This is a genomic window from Gynuella sunshinyii YC6258, assembly GCF_000940805.1.
GTDB classification, from domain to species: Bacteria; Pseudomonadota; Gammaproteobacteria; order Pseudomonadales; family Natronospirillaceae; genus Gynuella; species Gynuella sunshinyii.
Window position 1 is genome coordinate 4,023,141 of record NZ_CP007142.1, and the last position, 19,391, is coordinate 4,042,531.

2 protein-coding genes (1 of these 2 only partly in view) are annotated in these 19,391 nt (G+C 57.4%); both read right to left on the reverse strand.

Features of this window, described 5'->3' with window-relative positions; genetic code table 11:
- Positions 1–13,623 carry an SDR family NAD(P)-dependent oxidoreductase gene (locus tag YC6258_RS16710; protein WP_211264551.1) on the reverse strand — a complete coding sequence of 4,541 codons (13,623 nt, stop codon included), beginning with the start codon at positions 13,621–13,623 and terminating at the stop codon, positions 1–3.
- Positions 13,620–19,391, reverse strand: partial view of an SDR family NAD(P)-dependent oxidoreductase gene (locus YC6258_RS16715; RefSeq protein ID WP_044620134.1) — the 3' end only. Its footprint extends 8,799 nt past the window's final position; only the last 5,772 of its 14,571 coding nucleotides appear in the window; its start codon lies beyond the right edge, outside the window — the gene reads right to left on this strand; its stop codon occupies positions 13,620–13,622. The genes YC6258_RS16710 and YC6258_RS16715 overlap by 4 nt, the downstream gene beginning before the upstream one ends.

The window sequence follows — 19,391 nt, forward strand, 5'->3', positions numbered from 1 at the left end:
TTATCGATTTTGACCGGAAGACCGGGCAGAACGTGCATCTGCCATGTCATCCAGTATGGTTTTGGAAATCTCAATCAGTTTGCGGTCGTGGCAGATGGAATAATGATCCGCCTCCACATCAATGATATGCATGTTGCCACTCACATATGACGCAAACCCGTTGGTACGATCCTCTACGTTGATGCGCACCTCCGGCATGCCATAGATATTGTCTTTGGCGATAAATCCTTGTGTGGCATGAAACATCAACACCTCGACAGAATCTGCCAGCGGCTTGGGCTGATAGGACAACAATGCGTCATTATTGGTCAGAATGGTGTTGTAGTTGTTTTCCACCAACTGGTAAATCTCCTGGTAACCGAGATTGGTTTTACCGGTTTGCAGAAAGCGACTGACTACATCGATCTGTTGACTCAGGGGCATGCCATCGACGTGTTCCAGTTTCAGTTCTGCATCGATCTTGAATCGACGGCCAAAGTTATTGGCAACCAGCAGCAACGCCATGACATCAAAATTTTCCACTTCGACATTGGAAATATCGATGGCATTGAAGGTATCCGTATTCGGCATAAACGAATCGATCATGATCAGTTTCTCTACGGCTTTTCCTTGTGCGGTCAGCTGCCGGCACATTTCATAGGCCACCACCCCGCCAAAGGAATATCCACCGATGATATAAGGGCCTTTGGGGCGTTCGGTCTGAATGCTTTCAATGTAGTGAGAGGCCATCTGTTCAATGGTCGGCAGCAAGTGCAACTCCCCTTCCACGGTAAACTGTTCGATGCCGAGCACCGGACAGGCCTTGCCCAGATGGTGGGCCAGGTTCAGGGTAAAAGACACATCACCGAACAAGGTATGGACCCAGAATGTGGGCGTATGCGTGCCTTCGCGGTTGACAAATACCAGCGGGAAATCATGTTGCTGCGACGGCGGCTGAACAGTGTAGATCTGCTGATACTGCTCCACTGCCAGCATGCTCAGGCATTCTGTGGTATTCAGCCGCAATACAATGGCCGGCGGAACCAATACCTTGGCGAGATTGATTTCTTCAGCCTCGTAAGACAGCACGATCTCGCTGTCATGGGCATTGACCCAGACCGGGGGCTGATACTGTCTCAACAGGGGTAACGACCACTGCACCGTGGTCATCAGACCATCGAACCAGCCATCAAATGCGGTTCGCGGCATTACCTCTTCAGCCATCCGCTGAATTTCATGAATCAGCTGCGCCTCATTCAGAGTCGCCAGTTGTTCATTCAGACGGCCGGTCCAGACCACCGCGCAGGTATTCGCGAGTTCCGCCAGATAAGTAGTCTGTTCCAGTCCGGAGACGTTTTTGGGATCAATAAATTTCAGATGAATAGCACTATCCAACTGCTGCTGAATGGTCTGTGCCAGTCCGACGGCAAAACCGGCCATATGGCCTTTGGTCAGGATCACCAGTTCGTCAGCCTGAATCGCGCTGACATTGTTGGTAATGGCCGTCAGCAACTCCGCCATCGAACCGATGCGATCATTGAGTCGCCATTCCAGTCCGAACATCTGCACATCCTGAGAATGATTCATCCAGTTCAGAGCCCAGGTCAGTTCACCACTGACATCCGGTAAAAACAACCACACGGTGTTGCTGGCAGAGGTGCCGAAACGGGTGAGCCGGACATTGATGACTTCACGTTTGCCGGCCACGGCCGGAACCTCCGAACGGTCTGCCTCGACGGTGGTATGCTCTTCGATGTAGGCACTCAGACGTGCTACGGTCGGCTCTTCGATGATTGCCGACATCGAAATGTTATCACCGTAACGCTGCTGCACTTTCTGCATGATGCGCAGGCCGATGATGGAATCGATACCATATTCCGGAAACGCCTTGTCAGCCCGCATGGCCTCGCTGCTGATATCCAGGGCCTCGCGGATGATGGTGCTCAACTGCTGTTCGATCTGCTGCCGGAAACTCAAGGGCGATGCCGGTTCTGAGGCGCTGACAATCACAGCAGCAGCAACAGGAGCGGGCTCCGCCGGCTCGACAGTAACATTTGCAACCGCCGGGACCGGCTGACTGGATTCCACGGCGGCCACCGGTGCAGGTGCTGCCACTTCGGGCGCACTTTGCCGGGCTGGCTCAACCGTCTCCGGTGCGGCTGTGCTGTTCTGCTTACCAATACTGCTCTGTTTGCCGGCAGGATTCGGCCAATAGGATTTCTCCTCAAACGGGACCGCCGGAATGGAGATGCGCCGGCCATCATTCTGACACGGCAATGCGACCGGTACCTGGCTGACCCACAGACGCGCCAGTTTATCCCAGTTCTGTTGCCGCACTACGTTATCGACCACAGAGCTCAGATCAGCCGGATCCAGCAGCCGGTTCAGAGCGGTTTGATCCGTACCACTGACATATACTCCGGTCATTTCATCATGTTGCCCTTGCAGATAACTGTCCATCGCGGCCACCAGCTCATGTACATCGCAGACGACACAGGCCAGCCGGCATGGGTCCTGGCTGCGGGCGCTTTGCAGAGTAAAACAGATATCCGCCAGCCGGATCTGTTGCTGATGACCCAGCCACGTCCTGAAATGCTGTACAAAGGCTCGTAACCGGGTATCCGACAGCGCGCTGAACGTGGCAATGCAGGGGCCTTCAAAACCGCTGTATTCGGGGATTTCCGGTAGCGCTGCTTCCGTCACGATGACATGGGCATTAACACCACCAAAACCGAATGAGCTGATACCCGCTGTGCGTGGCAACCCTGGTGCGGTACGCCAATGCGTCAAGGACTGGTTGAGATACAGCGAGGAACGACTTAAGTCCACCAGCGGATTGACTTCCTTCAGTCCGCTGATTGCCGGGATCAGCTGATGCTGCAGGCACAGCACGGTTTTAATGAGTCCGGCAATACCGGCGGCGGTTTCAAGGTGGCCGATATTGGTTTTGACCGCGCCAATGGCACAGGGCATATCGCTGTCACCAAACACCGTTTTCAGCGCATTGATCTCGACCGGATCCCCCAGCGCGGTGCCGGTGCCATGGGTTTCGACGTAGCTGACCTGATCGGCAGTGATGCGGGCGTCCTGCAAGGCCTGACGGATGACTCTGGCCTGAGCGTGAAGATTGGGCGCGGTCAGCGATGTGGCCCGACCACCATGACCGACAGCGCTGCCTTTGATACAGGCATAAACGTGGTCACCGTCCGCCAGCGCCTGCGCCAAGGGCTTCAGCCACAAGGCAGCGCAACCCTCGCCGCGGGTATAACCATCAGCACGGGCATCGAAGGTATGGCATTGGCCACTGGCCGAGAGCATGCCGCTCTTGGCAAATGCTTCATGACCGGTCGAATCCATAATCAGATTGACTCCGCCGACCAGGGCCGACTGACACTCACCATTGCGAATCGCCTGAACCGCCCGATGCACCGCCACCAACGAACTCGAACAGGCGGTATTCACCGGCTCACTCGGACCATTGATATCCAGCAGAAAGGAAATCCGGTTGACCAGCACACTGTGGACATTACCGGTGGCCAGCAGACCATCCACCTCTTCACCGCAATCCATCAGCAGCTGACCATAACTGTTGGCACCAACGCCGACAAAAATACCGGTATCACTGCCGGCCAGATGTTTATGGTGATAACCGGCATCGGCAATCACTTGATAAACGGTTTGCAACATCAACCGGTGCTGCGGGTCCATCAGTCGCGCTTCACGCGGGGAAATCTGGAAGAATTCATTATCAAATTGATCGATATGATCCAGAAAACCGCCGCTGTTATACGTAGTGCCGGTTTCGTCCACGCGGATGCCACTGGCATCAAAACGACTGTCAGGGATGGCGGTGACCAATTGATCACCGCTGAGCAGATGCTGCCAGAAAGCTTCCAGATCCTCGCTACCCGGAAATCTGCCGGACATGCCGATAATGGCGATATCCCGCTCATTGGTCTGAGATTGTGTCGGCACAGACACAGCTGACACCTCAGGCATTGGTGGTTTAACAGCCTCCGCAGCGGCCGGCAGCGGCGGCGAAACAACCACTTGATCCGGTTGCTGATCCGCCAGCCAGCGGCTCAGTTGCGGAATGTTGGTGCATTGATAAAACACCGTGGCATCCACGTTCAGTTGCAATGCCTGTTGCAGTTTCTCCGCCAGTTCGACATAAGAAATGGAATCAAAACCAAACTCCTCGAAACGGCCATCCGGCTCAATCTCAGCCAGCGGAATACTCTGTTGTTCGGCAATCAGTGTCATGATTGTCCGGGTCATACGGGATTGATCTGCTGCGTTCACCATGGGACTCGCTTGTTGAGAGGTTGAGAGAACAGGTTGTGAATGTGATTGCTGGTCGTGCACAGATGCACTCTGCGGCACAGACGTTTCCGGCGTTAACCAATATGACTGGCGGGCAAATGGGTAGCCAGGTAACGGCAACACCCCCGGCACAGAACCGGAATAATGCCGCAGCCAATTGATCTCTGCCCCTGCCAGCCATTGTTGCGCATCGGTCTGCAACGATCCGCTCAACACCGAAACATCGGTCTGCGCAGATTGTTTTTGGGCTAACCATATTTCGGCCTGGCGCAGCAGGTCGTTGACGGAGTCGGCCACGAACAACACCCGATACTTGAACGAACGCCGGCCCCGTTGCAGAGTAAAGGCGACTTTGGCGATATCCTGGATATCCTGACCTTGCAACCGTTCACACAAGCGCTGCACCATCGTTTGTAGTTGTTCCGGTTTGCGCGCGGATAATGGAATCACCCGGTTAATATCATCGTGGTGACCACTGTCGGCGGTGGCCGTAACTTCACTGCGCAGGATCAGGTGGACATTACTGCCACCGGCGGCAAAGGCATTGATGGCGGCATAACAGGGGCGGTCCGGGTGTTCCCAGTCGCGCAGACGGTCATTGAAATGACACTGCCGCTGCGCCAGTTCCGGCGGCACCTGAGCACCGGGGCTGGGCAGCCACTGGCGATGCTCAAACTGCAACAACACCCTGCTCAGCTGAGCCATGCCGGATGCCGCTTCCAGATGGCCGTACTGGCGTTTGACCGTGCCAAGCATGGTCGGGGTACGCTTGCCACTGACATCGACAAAACGGGCAATGGCCTCGCTTTCTGCGGCGTCGCCGCGTGGCACTCCGGTTGCAGATACTTCGAGATAATCGAGCCGGTCAATATCGATACCGGCACGCGCAAGTGCCTGGCTCATCAGGGCCGATTCGGCAGCACTGTCAGGCGCGGCAAAACCGTCATGGGTCTGGCCTTTGAAATTACTGGCAGCGGCGACAATGACCCCATAAATATGATCGCCATCGGCAACCGCCTGCTGATAGGGTTTCAGCAATACCGCACCGGCTCCCTCTCCCGTCAACATGCCGCTGCCGGCACTTGAATCAAACGGATGACATTCCATTCCCTCCGCCAGCATGCGCGCCTGTTGCAGGCCCTGATGATGGCCGGGATGCAGAATCAGATTAACACCTCCGGCAATGGCCGCCGCACACTCGCCCGAACGAATGGCATCACAGGCCAGTTTGATCGCCGACAACGCCCCGGAACAGGCGCTGTCAACGCCCATGGAAGGACCCGTCAAACCAAGACTGTGAGACACCCGGTTAGCCAGGGCCCATAACCCGGATTCCGCTGCCACGGGTTTTCCCTGGGCCCAGTAACCGGCCGCCAGCTGACCGTAGTGCTGGTACATGGAGGCCATAAAAACACCTACTGCCGACTGCCCGCCGAAGTGATTTTTACCGGCCGCCAAGGTATCGGGGTGATAGCCGGCGTCCTCAAGGGCGTGCCAGCAGACCTCCAGCATTAACCGCTGCTGCGGATCGAGCTGCGGAGCCTCGCGTGGCGAAATACCGAAAAACAGACTGTCAAATTCATCCACCCCGGTCAGCCAGGTGGCGTAGTGATCGTGGTTGTTATGGCCTGCGTACCCGGCATCAGAATGTCGCCGGGCAGCCGGCATCGGCCCCCCCAGGGGACCGGACTGGCAGAGCTGCTGCCAGAAAGCCGGCATGTCATCGGCGTGCGGGTAATAACCGGCCAGACCGACAATCGCCACCTGCTGCTCAGGCACCCGATCCGGCATTGGTGAGGGCGTGACGACAGGTTGCTGAACGACGGGCAACGGCTCGCTGCGAAGCACCTCTGTGCGCTGAATGCTTTGTTGCGCATAAGTATTCTGCTGAGGTTGTTGGGCGGCGGGCGTCACTGGAGTGGTGTCAGAAATCGAAGCGCCGATCATGGCAGCCACTTCGGCGATGGAATCGATACCCGCAAGCTGTTCCAGTGTCAGCTGTGGATAGCGTTCCTGTAACCCGTTCAGGATTTCCGGCAGGATGATCGAATCCAGCCCAAAGGCCTGGAAGCTCTCGTGCTCATCCAGTTCATCGACCGGAATCTTCAGTACCTTGGCAAATGTGCTCAACAGATACTGCCGTAAGCCATCGTCCACTACGGCGTTCACCGCTGCCCGGCTGGATGACGCTTCTGCGGCGGTCGAGACAGTTACAGCTGCGGTCGCAGCGACCATTTCGGACACTTCCGCTACCATCACGGTCTGCCCGAGAGCTTCCTGTTCGGCACTGGAAAACGCTGCTCCCCCACCAAAAAACTGCAATTGCTTCAGCCCGCAACGCGACAGCGCCTGCTGCCACATGTCACAGGACAACAACGGTGAATGCGGCATTCGCCGCTCACCATCGCGGTACAGCCACCAGCCTTTGGTCAGACCGAAAGTCATGGTGACAAAGTCCCAGTTTTCGGTCACTTCATTGATGATGAGCCGCGCGCCAGTGGTCAGAATCCGGGTGCAGTTGCGCAGAGTGCTATCGATATCGGCAGTGGCATGCAACACATTCGAAGCCAGCAGAATGTCGCAACGTTCAATACCGGCGCGCTGGCGTTCCTGTTCGATGTCTGCCGCAGCCACGTCAAATATTCCGGCCTGAACGAAGGGATACTCCGGCACCAGGGTGCGCCGGGCCTGGGCCACGAAATGTGATGACAAATCGGTAAAGTGATAAACCAGGCGATGCTGATGCCCACGGATACGGGCCAGCACCCGCTGCGTGGTGGAGCCGGTTCCGGCACCAATCTCAATGATATGAATACGTTCCTGACCCGCCGCCAGCAACGCTTCGATCTGCTGATTGACCGCTTCGGCGACCATTTCGTTGCAGGCATCGGAGATGGGATTATCACGATACAGCGCCTGAACCAGCTCTGCGGATCCGCCCGGAAACAATATTTCGGTATCGGACTTATGGCCGGCCAGTAACTCTGGCAGCTGTTGCAGGCAATGGTCCAGCAGGCGGATATGTCCCTGGGCATGGGGATTCACCGCCAGCACTTGTTCACGACTGATGGCTTGCATATCGGTGGCCGCCAGTGCCCAGCCACCGCCTTCGGCGACAAGAATGCCACCCCGTTCCAGCATCGCCAGCATGGCGCGCAGCAACGACTCAAAACCGGGCTGCATCGACAAGGCCTGACAAATCTGCGCCTCGCTGAATACCTGACCGGCATGCAGAAACAGCTGCTGTTGTTGCAGCAATGCCAGCATCCGGGCATGGCAATAACGATTGAGTAACAATGCCTTCTGATAATTGAATTCCGGCTTCAGGGACGCCCAGATAGCCGTCAGTGACTGTCCATTTCCTTCTCTGTTCTGATGTGGTTCCACAACAACCTCCTGCGCCACGTTCGTTAAGTAGGGCTGCCATTTATCCATGCCCTGCTGATTGAGTTTTAACGCCACAATTTGCGGCTCATCACCACTGAGTATCCGATTCAGCACCACCAGACCTTCGTCCAGGTCGATGCCGATCAGCCCTTTCCGGCTCATTCTCTGGCGATAGAATTCATCGGCCACCACGCCAATCTGGTGCCAGAAGCCCCAGTTGATCACCCGAATGCCATCGAGCATCCGGCTGTAATATCCGGCCAGCGCATCCTGCATCAGTGACCCGGCCGCATAATTGGCCTGGCCCGGACCGCAGGTCTGGGAGATGGATGAGGAGTAAAACAGGATGAAATCCAGGGCCACCGGAATCAGAGCCTCCATCAGATGAATGGTTCCGGTCACTTTGACAGACAGCGCTGCCTGCAGATCATCGGCGCTCATATTGGCAATCGTGGTGTCATTCAGAATCAGTGCTGAATGAATCACCCCATGCAGCTCGCCGTAATCACGCAATACCGACTGAATCAACGCTTTGGTGCTGTCGGGCTGATTGATATCGCACTGGCGATAATCAAAATCACCCACAATGCCGGCATCGATGCTGGCATGGCTGCGACGCCCTGCCAGAATCACCCGGGCCTGACAGTGCTGTTGCAGATACCGGGCGGTTGCCAATCCCAGACCACCGGCACCACCGATGATCAGATAGACTCCGTGATGGCGGAAAGCTGGCGGTAGTGAGCTGGTGGTGGCGTGTTGTTCAAACGGGGCAAATTTTTCGGCATAGAAACGCCCCTGCCGCAGAGCCGCCGTACAGGCATGCAAGCGGCTGTCGGCCAGAAACAATTGATCAGGCTCGACGGTGGTGTTCGGTTCATCAGCACAGATATCCAGCTGATACAGATGCAAATGGCCGGCTTCATTGGAAAGCGACTTGGCAAAGGCCACCAGACCCGCGGCCAGCGGATTGAAATTGACCTCATTGTCGAGCACCCGGAAGGCATTATTGGTCAGCAGCAACAGCGTCTGCTCGCGACCTCGATGCCGTAACAGCGCCTGAGTCAGCGTCAGAAACCCAAACAGTGATGCCTGCAAGCGGTCCTGCACAAACTCACCATCGGCCAGGCAATAGCGTTTGGGATACAGCCCGGCCAGAAACCAGATGTGGTCGGCCTGTTGTAATGACTCGTTGGCAGTGGTCAGTTGATGCAGGGGCACTGTGTGCAATGACTGAATGAGCTGGTGTTGATATGCGCGGGTCAGGGCTGTCAGCAATTCTGTCTGAGCAACGCTGTCATCATCACTGCGCACCACCACATGGCGGCTACCCGGCCTGAGCACTTTCAGCATCTCCGGCTGTGTCTGCGCAACCCAGGTCGGCAGATAGCAATGCGCCAGAATACCGGTGCCCGTCTGATCGTCCGGCTGATCAACCGAGCGCGACACAAAGCGGTCAAATTCAATACCTGTCTGCCCGCCTTCCGTCACTCCGGAAATATGGTAAACATGTTCACCATTCTGCTCGGAAGAGGATTGCGGGGACAACACCGAAACCGTTCCGGCAACCACCGATGACGGCTTTTGCCAGACCCGGATACGGGCCGCCTTGAATGGAATCGCCGGCGTGGTATCGCGCTGGCGATGCAGAGTAAAAATACCCTGTAGCATGGAATCGATATAACCGGCCGGAAACGCATCCGGCTGCGTCACAGAAGCCAGTTCAAAACGCACGTTCCGGGTACCGAAATGAAGTTGCTTCAGGCCCTGATAGTAAGGACCATAATTAAATCCGACAGCCGCCATATCGCGATAAAGCTCAGCACCGGAACAGTGCTGTTGCTGACTGTCTACCGGTTGATCGCTGACAGATGATTCGTTGTTGGGCATTGCATCTGCCAGCAGGGAAAAGCGTCCAAATGAAGCCAGTTCATCAGCAGCATTTTTGATCCGGAAATGAATTTCTTCAGCTTGTTGCCGCAGTTCAACGGTAAATTCCAGAGCGCCGCTTTTGGCCGCGAGGGGACGCAACCAGTGCACCGCTGTGAACTGGTAGCCAGCATCAAGATCGGCAGCCACCATTCGCAATTGTTTGAGCGACGCCAGCACCATGGACAGATGACCCATGCCGCTCAGAATGGCACGTCCCTGAATCACATGATCTGCCAGTACCGGCGTATTTAATGGCAACTGCCAACGCAGTTGCTGATCGTCAACAGGTTCACACGAAGGCACTCCGGCCGTCGGTTCTGCCATCTCAGGTTCTGCCATCTCAGGACGTGGGCGATACCACAGTTTAAGCCGGGCGAATGGATACAACGGCAACGTCATGAACTCAGCTCCACTGTCCTGCCACAACGAGGACCAGCGCAGACAGCTGCCCTGCAACCATTGTCGGGCCAGCTCTTCAGGTACGTTGGTGTCCGGTGCCACAGCCTCATCGTCGATCTCATGATCCAGCAGCCGCTTGACCCTGGCATCCTGTTTGAGGCCGTTTTGCTGTATCTCCCGTAACTGTTCGATCAGTTGTTCGACCGACTGCGCCGGCAGCGCCAGCCGGGTCGATAATGCCGCCCGACCGACTTGCAGACTGTACAGATAATCGGCCAGTGACCATTGCGGCGATGGAGCTTGTAAACATTCAAGATGAGCCCGGCAGAGTCGTTCCAGCCCGGCGGGATTATTGGCGGAATACAGCGCCAGCGGAACCGCAACGGTTTTGCTGCGTGCAGTGGTTATCCGCTCCGGAGCCTGCTGCACAATCAGATGCGCATTGCTGCCACCGGCCCCAAATGAAGAAAGCCCGGCGGTGCGTAGCTGCTGCCCGGAAGCCGGCCACGGTTGACAACGGGTCTGCACCGTAAACGGTGTTGCGGCCAGATTCAGCGCCGGATTCAACGGTTGACTGTGCAACGATGGCACCAACGTTTGGTGGTGCAGCTGCAACGCCAGTTTGGTTAATCCGGCAATGCCGGCCGCCGATTCCAGATGACCGATATTGCTTTTGACCGAACTCAGCACACAGTGTCCGGCTGGAATGTCGGGGCTGCTCATTCGAAATGCCTGGGTCAGCCCTTCCACCTCAATAGGATCACCCAGCGCGGTGCCGGTGCCGTGGGTTTCAATACAACTGATCTGCGACGCCGGGACATTGGCATCCTTGAGCGCCCGCTGTACCAGCAGTGCCTGTGACTGCGGACTTGGCACCGAATAGCCGTTGGTGGTGCCGCTGTGATTGCTGGCAGCCCCTTTGATAACGGCATAAATCCGGTCGTGGTCACGCTGTGCATCGGCCAGCGGTTTCAGAATCGCAGCGCCGATGCCTTCTGCCGGGACAAAACCATCACCGCCCTGTCCAAAGCTGCGGCATTTACCGTCGGTGGACAAAAATCCCATTTCCGACAACGCCACATAACGGCTGGGATCGATGTTCACATTAACGCCACCGACGATGGCCATTTTGATACGTCCGGCAGCCAGCGCCTCATACCCCAGAGTGATGGCCGTGAGCGACGCCGAACAGGCGGTATCCACCGCCAGACTCGGTCCTTGCAGGTTCAAAAAGAAGGATATCCGGTTGGCCATCGACCAATAAGCCGACGACGACAGCCGCCGCTCTCCCCGCCCCCAGTCCTGCGCACTCAACAGCTGATACTGCCCGGAGGTCACACCGACATATACGCCGGTCTGATGATCACGGGGCTGCTCGCCACGGCTGCATTCCTGCAATCGCTGCGGGGAATAACCGGCGTCCTCCAGGGCATGCCAGACTTCCTGTAAAAACAGCCGTTCCTGGGGATCGATGCTTTCCGCTTCCCGCGGCGAAATGGCAAAAAAGAGCGGATCAAAGGCATCGATTTCCTCAATAAAACCACCCCATTTGCTGTAACTGAAGCCAGGGGTTTTATCGGGGCGGTAAAAATCCTCCAGCGGCCAGCGGTCGGCTGGAATCTCCGTCACCGAATCCACGCCATCGAGCAGGTTCTGCCAGAATTCCGATAAATCAGCAGCACCGGGATAACGGCCGGCCAGACCGATAATGGCAACATCGCGTTGATTGACCGTACTCGTAACAGTGGCTGGCGGGTTGGCTGCTGTCATCGTCGCCGGTGGCAACACTTCCGCCGTCAACGGACTCACCGGAGAAGCATTCGCCGGCGACTCAGCCGGGTCTTGCAGCGCGACCCGCGATAACACTGCTGAAGTCAGTTCCGCCACGTTCTGGCAATCAAACAGCAGGGTTTTTGGCAGCGCACCAAACAGTTTTTCCAGCGTCACGTTGAGGCGGGTAATAATCATTGAATCAAGCCCCATGGCCTGCAGGCTCAATCTGGGCTTGACCTTATGGGCAGGAAAACGGGTGGCTTCACACAGGGCTTCGACAATGCGTTGCTCTACCCATTGCGGATCGTGTCCGGCGGTCACGCTGGCGGCTGGTGCCAGCGCATCCTTGCCGGCTATAAATGCCGTGACCTGTTCTGACAGACCATGGGCAAGCAGATAATTACCGGCTCCGGCCGTCAACATGAACTGCCAGCCCGATGCCTGTGGCATCGGTGTCATGCCGGTTTCCTGCAACATCAGACGCTTGTCTTCGGCACTGATATCCATACCGCCGCCATCCCACAGCGGCCAGTGAATCGTTTGCAGTGGAATGTCCGCCGCCAACTGGTGAATCGCTGCCGCCGCCATGGCCCGGTTGGCCAAAGCATAAAAGCTCTGGCCGGAATGTGGCAGATAGGCGGCTATCGACGAAAACAACACCACCCCTTGCAGAGAATAAGGTTCGAGCGCGGTCAGCAGCCGGGTAATACCCTGGTATTTGGGTGCCATGACCCGCTGCAATTGTTCCGGCTTGCCGCGACTGATAAAACTGTCAGCCAGTACCCCGGCACAATGAATCAGTACCAGGCGCGGTCCAAACTGCGCAGTGGCTTCGACCAGGGCCGGTTGCAGTGCCGCGAGATCGGTAATATCTGCCTGGACATACCGCAGTCGCTCCGGAAACCGCTGTAACAGTTGTTGAGTCGGCTCGGCCGCCGCAGAACGCCCCAGCAAGGTAATCTTCACACGACCGTGGGCCAGCAGATGTGATGCCAGCGCCCGGGCCAGCTCACCGTTGCCGCCGGTGATCAATACCTGAACGTCATCCGCGAGCCAGGCAACGGACCCGGAAGTATTCACAGCAGCAGGCTGCAACCGCAGTACCTGCCGCTCACGATTCTGATAGCGCACTTCCACCTGATGGGCCTGAAACGCTATTTCCGTTAGCAGTACTGTGATGGCCGGCGACTCATCGCCCGGCAGCAGTACTGACGCCTCAAACTGCGGATACTCCACCCGGGCGGCACGAACGAAACCGGCCAGCGCTTCACAACAGGCGGCCCCCCAGGCTCCCGTTACCGACATCACCCAGCGGCTGGGCCGGGCGGATTCAAATGCTGCCAGTCCCTGTACCAGCTGCAACAGCGACGTGGCGATAAAGTCGAGGCTCCCGGCAACGGCAGCCGTCATCAGAAAAACGCCGTCGAACCGTTGTGGCAGATCCTCGATCAGCGCCAGTAATTCATCCAGTGACGCTCTGCTCTGCCGGACTGTGCCATCAATCTGCTCGAACCATTGCCATTGCGTGCCGTTCCAGAACACCACCTGTGCCGGAGGTTGCTGGCGACAAGCTTCAAGCTGTTGCCAGTCGTCAGTAATCAACAGCACTGGTCTGGTCTGCTGCCGGGGCTGGCCAGCCACCGCTTGCCACTGTGGCCGGTACATGATCGGTTCACCCTGACTGGCATCACCCTGCTGCTGAAGTTGTTTTAGTCGGCTGACAGCCTGTTCCACTGTTAACTCACCCGACTTTACCGCCGCCAGAATGGCGTCTTTATCGATCATTCCCATAGCTGTACCAATTCTGCTGTTTGCGTGTTCTGAGCGGTTCATAACTGAATCGCCTCAGAGGATTCGTCCAGGTCCACTTCTCCGTGGGCCAGACGTTCAAGTACTTCGCGCCAATGCTGTTCTTCGTCAATCGGCTGCGCCTGTATGACCGCATTGACGGCAACGTCATGCCAGTAACGTTCACCACCAAACGGCCGGCTCGGAACCGTCAGCCGCCGGGCCGGACGCTCAACCCGCAACGCTGACGGCCAGTCGTCGGTCGAACCCTGTAACCAGTCCTGCAACCGCGCATCCGTGGCTTCGGTGACACTGTGATCACCGGACAGATACGACGCGAGCTGCCGGCAGAATCCGGCGCAGTCCTGCACTTTGAACACCACCCGCGACTCACGGGCGTCGTGCACCGATTGCAACACGTAGGCGAGCTGGCTGACCGTCGGCCACTGTGAGGTTGGTAAAGCCATGAAAAACCGTTGCAGGGTTTGCAGATACTGTTGCAGCAAGGCATCGTCATGGGCACTGACGGGTAAATAGAAGTCGCCGGATTCAGGCAGCAAATCTGATGGCAGAGCATCGTCCATGGCCTGAATCACCATGTGCGCATTGGTACCGCCAAAACCAAACGAACTCAGCGCGGCAATGCGCGGACGGTTACTGTCAACCGGCCACGGCTGTGGCTGATCAAGCAGATACAACGGGCTGTCGGCGAGATCCAGGTAAGGATTGGCACGGGTGAAACCGGCGATGGCGGGCAACTGCTGCTGGCGCATGCACAGCAGGATCTTGATCAGACCGGCCACTCCGGCAGCACTTTCAAGATGCCCGATATTGGCTTTCAACGCGCCAATACCGATAGAGGGTGTGGTTGCCGGCGTCGACGACAATTCCCGACAGGCTTTTTTCAGGCCTTCGATCTCGATGGGGTCGCCCAGTGAGGTACCGGTACCGTGGGCTTCGATATAGTCCACATCCGCTGGCTGCACACCGGCCTGTCGCCAGACCTGTTGTACCAGTGCGGCCTGAGCGGTGGGATTGGGTACGCTCAGAGACCGCACCCGACCGCCGTGATTGACCCCGGACGCCCGAATCACTGCCAGCACTTCATCACCGTCCCGGCGGGCCTGCGCCAGAGGCTTCAGCATCACTACGCCGTAACCTTCGCCACGGACATAACCATCGGCCTGATCGGAAAAGGAATGACAACGCCCGGTCGGAGATAAAAACCCGGATTGCCCGAACGCCACGAACAATTCTTCGGTCAGGGTCAGATTGACACCGCCGGCCAGGGCAAAATCGCATTCACCCTGCTGCAACGCCGTCATCGCCCGATGAATGGATACCAGCGAACTGGAACAGGCGGTATCGACGATTTCACTCGGCCCCGTCAGCCCGAGGAAATAAGACACCCGGTTGGCCACCACGGTATGGGCCAGACCGGAAGCAACATGCATGCTGCGGGACTGACCGGCACGATCCGCCACATGGGAATAATCCAGCGCACTGACACCGGCAAACACACCACCACGCTGACCATTCAGCGCCGCAGGAGAATAACCGGCGTGCTCCAGGGCCTGATAACAACCGACCAGGAACAGCCGCTGCTGTGGGTCCATGGCCTCTGCTTCACGCGGGGAAATACCAAAAAAGGTTGGATCAAAACGCGCCACATGATCGATAAAACCGCCCCATTTGCAGTTGGTTTTGCCGTCATCAAGGGTCGGATCACCGTAAATCTGACGCCAGTCGAACCGTTCCGCCGGCACTTCCCGGACGCCACACTCACCAGCCTGAATCAGCTGCCACAGCGCCTCGACATCTGCCGCCGTGGCAAACTGGCCGGCCATGCCGATGATCGCTATTGATCGCTCATCGGCATGGTTGTCGGTCGCATCCGGCTGTTGTTCAACAGCGCCGGCCTGAGCAGACTCACCGCGACTGACAAAATAGGCAGTCAACTCGGCAATGGTCTTGTATTCATACAGCAAGGTTTTGCTGACCGGACCGAAATGGTCCGCGAGGCGGTCCACTAAGGCCAGTCCGGTAATCGAATCGATGAGCATCTCATCAAAGTAACGGTCCGGGGTCTCAGCTGTGACCGGTTGCCGGGTGACTTCGGCAAATACCTGTCTGATCACCTGCCGGACATCGGCGTCGTTCATGACAGCAGTCAACGTGGCGGCAGCTGCCGGTGCGGCCACCTGCCGGGGGATTGCATCTGCTGCCGGGGATACCGCCGCACCGTCATCGGGCCAGCAACGGGTCGGCGCAAAGGCATATCCGGGCAGATGCAGAATGCGATGGCCAGTGGCCGGCAGCAGAGCCCGGATGGCCTCTCCGTGCAACCACTTCGCAGCGACATCGGCATGCTGCCAGCCGCTGACGTCAATCGGCTGATCAGAACTCTGTAGCGGACCGGAACGGTCGGTCAGCCATTGCTGCAAGGCCTGCTGCAACGACTGCGCATCCCCGGCTTCAACCACCGCGCGATCATCATGGACATGGCGATGGTGCAGCAGTGTCATGGCCACATCGTGCAGATTGAGGCTGGACGGTTGCTGCTCCAGCCACTGGCTGAATCGACCAATGGTCTGTTGCAGGCTCTCAGTCGTGGCCGCCGACCAGACAAACAGCAATGGTCCTTGAGATGCCAGGGCTGTCGCCGGTAACGGCGGACGACCAGCAAGCAAGGCATGGGCGTTGACGCCACCGAAACCAAAACTGCTGACCCCGGCAATACGAGCCTGATGCGCCGGCCAGTTTTCGTTGTGCTGCTGCACGTAAAACGGCGTATCAGCCAGTTTGATGTGTGGATTCAAATGTTTGAAATGAAGGTTGCCAGGGCGTTTTTCGTGATACAGCGCCAGCGCGGTACGGATGATACCGGCGATACCGGCAGCCGATTCCAGGTGGCCGATATGGGTTTTCACAGTGCCAAGACCACAGCGCGACGGCCAGCGGCCAAGAGCAGAAAACGCCAGCTTCAGGGCATTGATTTCAATCGGATCACCGAGTTCCGTGGCGGTGCCGTGGCACTCGATATAGTGCAGCGCCTCCAGATCGACATCAGCCTGGGCATAAATCCGTTGCAGCAACTCACTCTGCGCCACCGCACTCGGTGCCGTCAGGCTCTGACCTTTGCCATTATGATTGATCGCAGTGGTGTTCAAGTTGGCATAGGGTGCGGCCACCGGCATATCTACGCGGTCACTTTTCAGCAATACCACTCCCACGCCTTCACCGCGCACATAGCCATTGGCCTGCTGATCAAACGTGAAGCAGCGTTGATCGGGCGACAGCATGCCAGCATCTTCACAGGCTTTGAAACTGTCACGACTCAACAGCAGGTTAACACCCCCGACGATGGCCCAGTCGCAATCGCCATCGGCCATGGCCTTACGGGCCCGGTGCAGCGCCACCAGCGAACTGGAACAACCGGTATCCACGGTCTCACTCGGCCCGGTCCAGTTAAAGAAATACGACAGGCTGTTGGCCGCCATGGACATGGACGTACCGCTGACGTTATGGCCGTTATGACGCTTGCAGGCCGCCAGCACCTCGCGATATTCAATATTGGAAATGCCGATGAAGACCCCGACTTTGCCACCATTTAACTGCTCAGGCACCACGCCGGCATCTTCCAGGGCATGCCAGCAGCATTGCAGCAGTAACCGCTGCTGCGGATCGGTCTGCTCTGCCTGACCCTGGGTCATATTGAAAAATGCGGGGTCAAAGCATTCCACCTGATCGATAAAACCACCGCCCTGATGACGAGGCTGTTGTTGTCCGACCATTCGGGACGGAAACTCAGCGGCAATACAATCCACTCCGGCCAACTGGTTCTGCCAGAACTGTTGCAGCGATTCCGCCCCCGGAAACCGGGCGGCCATGCCGACAATCTCGACGGCGCCAGCATCACTTCTGACGCTCTCAGTGCTGACGGTGGTATCTGCCCTGGCGGTCGCAGCCGCTGCCAGATGGACGCTGCGTGGACGATGAGGGGTTTGTCCGTATTGCTGTTGCAGATAGGCCAGATAGTCACCGAGGGTACGATAGCTGTAGAGATCAGCGCCGGAGACATCGATGCCGAAACGTTGCTGCAACTGCCGGGTCAGTTCGATCACGGTGATGGATTCAAAACCCAGATCGGTCAGGCTGACATCGGGATCAGGACGTTGTGACAACTGCAATACCTGCATGATGAGATCCACCAGCTCATCGACCAGGCCATCCACCGTCACTACGGCCGGTGCCTCCGCGGGCTGCATCAGTGCGGCCACCGCCGGATTCAGACGACAGGAAAACACGGCATCATCCAGCACCGACTGTATTTTTGACTGATCACCGTAAGCAATCAGGGTGACCGGCTGATCCGGACAGGCAACAACCTGATCGATGGCCCGCAACCCGGCATCGGCGGTCAATGGTTCAAAGCCGGTCTGCTGCATGATGATGCGCAGAGTCACTTCATCAGTCTGCATGCCGCCTTCCTGCCAGTACGGAAACTGCAGGCTGTACACCTGCATTCCCTGGGCATTGAGGGCTTCGCATTTGGCATCCATGAAGGCATTGGCCATGGCGTAGTCGGCCAGCTGGGAACTGGGCAGACAGGCGGAAATCGACGAAAACGCAAAAATGGCCGGCGCGGGTTCGAGCTGGCGCACGGCTTCAAGCAGATGCTCCAGCCCAAGGATCTTGCTGGCACAGATATCACTGAAATTCGCTGCGGTTTTATCCGCCAGCGGTCCTTCATGCAAACTGCCGGCAGCATGCAGAATGGCGTCGATCTGGCCAAAACGCTGACAACCATAGGTCACCGCACCGATGACCGCTTCGGGGTCGGTTACGTCCACCTGCAAATACACCGCATCGTGACCGCTGCCACTGAGCTGACGACAGACCGACTGACTGTGATCACTGACGGCACTGCGGCCGATCATGATCAGATTGGCCTGATACTCACTGGCCAGATACTGGCACAGCAACTGGCCGATACTGCCCAGCCCGCCAGTCACCAGATAGCAGCCATGGCGGATAAAACCGTGGGGATTGCGCTGATCATCATGGTTGATCAGATGTTTATGGACGTATCCGCGCTGGCGGTTGCGGTAGCTGACGCAGGTCGGCGCCTCATCGGCAAACAGTTCACGGCAGATATCGGCATAGGATTTGGTACCGAAGACACAGCGCATAGACAAACCCGGACGCGCGCCCGACACGGCATGCGCCAGACCAGACATCATCCGGTGACTGGCCGGCGTCGGCAGCTGCAAAGAAACATACAGTAGCTCGATGACCGCCTCGCCCATATCGCTCAGCAATCTTTGCAGCATGATCATCACCGGCATCATGTCTCCCTGATCGAGCGCCCGACGATCCTGCTCACCGGCCAGATAGAGAATCTTCACCACCTGACCGGCTACCGGCGCGATACCGGACAGAGGCCGTTGCGGATCCAGCACGGAAACCGGCACATTCAGTTTGCGGCCGTTAATCTGATCACGGATGGCGTTAATTGCCTCACCACTGCAAAGCAGTATCGTACCTTCCGCCACACTCATGCTGTCGGTGCGCAAGGCAACCCATTCATCACGGTATAACGCCAGTTGCGTCTGTCGTGTCACCGGCAATACCGGAGCGGGTGACTCTGCGTGATCATGTTCCTGGTACCAGCACAGTTCGCCGTCGAACGCATAACCGGGCAAGCGGCACAGAGGACCGGGCTCCATAGCTACAGGCAGATCTTCGGTCAGCCACCGGCGAGCCTGTTGTTCCAGTTCGGCCGATCCCTGACCGATCAGCCCGGGAGTCAG

What these genes read in the sequence shown, in the direction of transcription:
- YC6258_RS16710 (WP_211264551.1), bottom strand. Translation starts at nt 13,623, where the DNA reads ATGAACCGCTCAGAACACGCAAACAGCAGAATTGGTACAGCTATGGGA.